Origin of the sequence: Mycobacterium sp. (assembly GCF_052144515.1) — a bacterium.
Taxonomy (GTDB): Bacteria; Actinomycetota; Actinomycetes; order Mycobacteriales; family Mycobacteriaceae; genus Mycobacterium.
In genome coordinates this window covers 1-2,708 of sequence record NZ_JBKQQD010000065.1, presented here as the reverse complement: position 1 = coordinate 2,708, position 2,708 = coordinate 1, and the positions used below count along the sequence as shown (strand labels likewise).

At 65.2% G+C, this 2,708-nt stretch carries 4 protein-coding genes; 2 read left to right on the top strand and 2 right to left on the bottom strand.

All coding sequences use genetic code 11. The features are described 5' to 3' along the window. Nucleotides 1-534, top strand: a 534-nt coding sequence (locus ACLP9N_RS03370) for a response regulator transcription factor (RefSeq protein ID WP_442406070.1), incomplete at its 5' end; no start/stop codon positions are given. 78 nt (nucleotides 535-612) lie between these two features. On the opposite strand, the gene ACLP9N_RS03365 is transcribed toward ACLP9N_RS03370, so the two are convergent. Further along, complete coding sequence (locus tag ACLP9N_RS03365) at nucleotides 613-807, bottom strand: hypothetical protein (RefSeq protein WP_442406069.1); 195 nt, start codon at nucleotides 805-807, stop codon at nucleotides 613-615. An 839-nt stretch (nucleotides 808-1,646) separates the two neighbouring features. On the opposite strand from ACLP9N_RS03365, the gene ACLP9N_RS03360 reads away from it, so the two are divergent. Next, nucleotides 1,647-2,393 (top strand): SIMPL domain-containing protein, encoded by a 747-nt coding sequence (locus ACLP9N_RS03360; RefSeq protein ID WP_442406068.1) that lies wholly within the window; start codon nucleotides 1,647-1,649, stop codon nucleotides 2,391-2,393. Between the two features lie 94 nt (nucleotides 2,394-2,487). Here ACLP9N_RS03360 and ACLP9N_RS03355 read toward each other — a convergent pair. Next, the coding region (locus tag ACLP9N_RS03355) for a phosphoribosyltransferase (RefSeq protein ID WP_442406067.1) at nucleotides 2,488-2,708 on the bottom strand (221 nt) is incomplete at its 5' end.

The following is a 2,708-nucleotide window of genomic DNA, read 5'->3' as shown; positions in this document are numbered from 1 at the left end:
GAGATGCGCGCGCTGCACACCGCCGTCCGGTTTGATGACCGTTCGCAAACCGAGCGGCTGGCAGAGCTGGCCAAAACACTGAACACTCCGTTGGCGGAGACGATCGCCGAGCACGCCCGCGGCCTGGCCGACCACGACGGCGATGTGCTCGACGCCGCGGCCGACCGATTCGCTGACATGGGCGCGGTGGCGCTTGCCGCCGACGCGGCGGCCCAGGCGGCGCGCGAACACGCGCGAACCGGCCACCGCAGCAAGGAAATAAAGTCGTCGACCCGCGCGCACAGCTTGGCCGGGCAGGGCGGAATACGAACGCCGGCGGTCGCTGCAGCGGCCTCGGCGTTACCGATCACGGCCCGTGAACGCGAGATCGCGAACTTGGTCGCGGCTGGTTTGTCCAACCGTCAGATCGCAAACCGGCTGGTTGTCTCGGTGCGGACGGTGGAGGGACACGTTTATCGCATCTTCGCCAAGCTCGGCATCGAGCACCGCGACCAGCTCGTCCACTTAGTACGTCGCGCTTGGCACGGGACTTAAACAGGGCACCCGGCTTGGTTTTGCTTGTCCAGCGGTCCAGTTCGTCAGCTGCCTCGACCTTTTCGACCGCCATGCCCGTCACTTAGCTGCGTCAAGCGTTACGAGCACCAACGCGATCGTCGCTAGGGCCAGCACTCCCGTCGCCCAAACCAGCGCTTTGGTCGCGCGAGTCGGCCGGTCGGTTGCCAGTCGTCCCGCGCGTAGGCGGTGCTCCACGATCCGTATACCCACGCGCTTCTGCGCTTCGTTGTCGGCGTACCGCGGCGCGGCCATGTTGTTCAAGTTGTTGGATGTGTTGGTCGCAGCCGCACAGCTTGTCCCTCGTTTGGTGGGTGGCTTCTGTTGCGCGGCCAGCTTCAAAGCACACGGCGCAAAGAGGGACGATGGAACCGCGATCGAGTGGTGTGCTCATTGTTTGGCCAGCCGGGAGATCGCAAGGCGATACGCGGCGACGATCGCTTCGCATGCTGCGCTGCATAAGTCGCAATATTGGGCGCAGGCGCCCAATATTGAGGTTATTCATGATGCCACCTCGACTGTTGATCCCGCGCCAGACCGGGCTGGTGCAGCTATCGTCTCAGCGAGCCCGCGCGTGGACACGGGTACTTCACTACTCGACCACTACTCGACTTATTCGCGCCACCAGTCGGGCCCCGGGCCCCTGATGGACCAAACAACAGGAGCCGGCCCGCCCTCGGCGGCGCTAGGAGAACCCGGACCGGGCTGGCACTCTCAACCAGCGCGCCAAGCCCAGGCGGCGACCGGAACCGACACCGGCGCCGGCTGAACCAGCACCGTGTCCCACGCGCACCGCGTAGGCAGGACGCGGAGCTTCATGTGCCGCCGCACCCGCGACTCCGCATGCTCATCCGCTTGGATGACCCGCGTGCGATGTACGCCGATCGCCGGCTACCACAATGTGCTTCGATTCGAATCACATTGCAGCTGTTGGTGATCGGAAGGGTACCGCGTTAACGCTGGGTGAAACCACGAGAACCCGAAGAACTACAAGAGGACTGGACACCCGACAAGCGAGCACTGCAACCCTGCCCGACGACCCGCCCTCTTAGCGAACGGCTGATTCGCCGCTCGCGAGACGCTAGTGTCCACACATGCCGATCGCACCACGCACCCCGAGAATCGTCCGTCCGGCGACTGCTTTCGCTGCAGCCGGTTTGGCTATCGCCGCCGTATCGGCGTGCAATTCCCATAGCCCGGCCTCTTCCCCCGGAGCCAATCCACGTCAGGTAACCGTCGTGGGATCGGGCCAAGTGCAAGGTGTTCCGGACACCCTGACCGCCAACGTCAGCATCGAATTCACGGCACCCGACGTAACGTCCGCGATGAACCAGACGAATGACCGCCAGCAAGCGGTCATCACCGCGCTCGTCGGGGCCGGTATCGACCGCAAGAACGTCAGGACCACCGAGGTCGCCCTCCAGCCGCAATACAGCAATCTCAGCCCAAATGGCACAGCCACCATCACCAGCTACCGCGCCACCAATGCCATCGAGGTCAAGATCCACCCTCCGGACGCCGCGTCACAAACGCTGGCTCTCATCGTCAGCACCGGCGGCGACGCCACCCGCATCAGCTCGGTCAGCTACTCCATCGCCGATGACTCGCAGCTGGTGAAGGACGCGCGAGCGCGGGCGTTCGACGATGCCAAGAACCGCGCCGACCAGTACGCGCAGCTGTCCGGTCTCCGGCTGGGCAAGGTGCTTTCCATCTCCGAGGCCAGCGGCAACACGCCCCCGGTCGGAGCGCCGTCGGCATCGCCGAGGGTCAACGCGGTCCCGTTAGAACCCGGCCAGCAGACCGTGAGCTTCACGGTGACCGCGATATGGGAGCTGACCTAAATCAGTGGCGGGCCGCCGATCGCCGCGCCGACGCGAGGTCGCGATGGCAGGCAGCTTGCGACCAGGCCTCAGCGGCCGAAGAAGCCAGATTGAGCTACTGGTAGACCCTTGGGTCCAGCGTCCCGATGTACGACAGGTCGCGGTAGCGCTCGTCGTAGTCCAGGCCGTAGCCCACGACGAAGTCGTTGGGGATGTCGAAGCCCACGTAGCCGATGTCGACGTTGGCGCCCCGCGCGTCGGGCTTGCGCAGCAGCGTGCACACGCGCAGCGAGCGGGGATGCCGGCTGGTCAAGTTCCGCAGCAGCCAAGACAGGG

What these genes read in the sequence shown, in the direction of transcription:
- ACLP9N_RS03360 (WP_442406068.1), top strand. Translation starts at nt 1,647, where the DNA reads ATGCCGATCGCACCACGCACCCCGAGAATCGTCCGTCCGGCGACTGCT.
- ACLP9N_RS03365 (WP_442406069.1), bottom strand. Translation starts at nt 807, where the DNA reads ATGGCCGCGCCGCGGTACGCCGACAACGAAGCGCAGAAGCGCGTGGGT.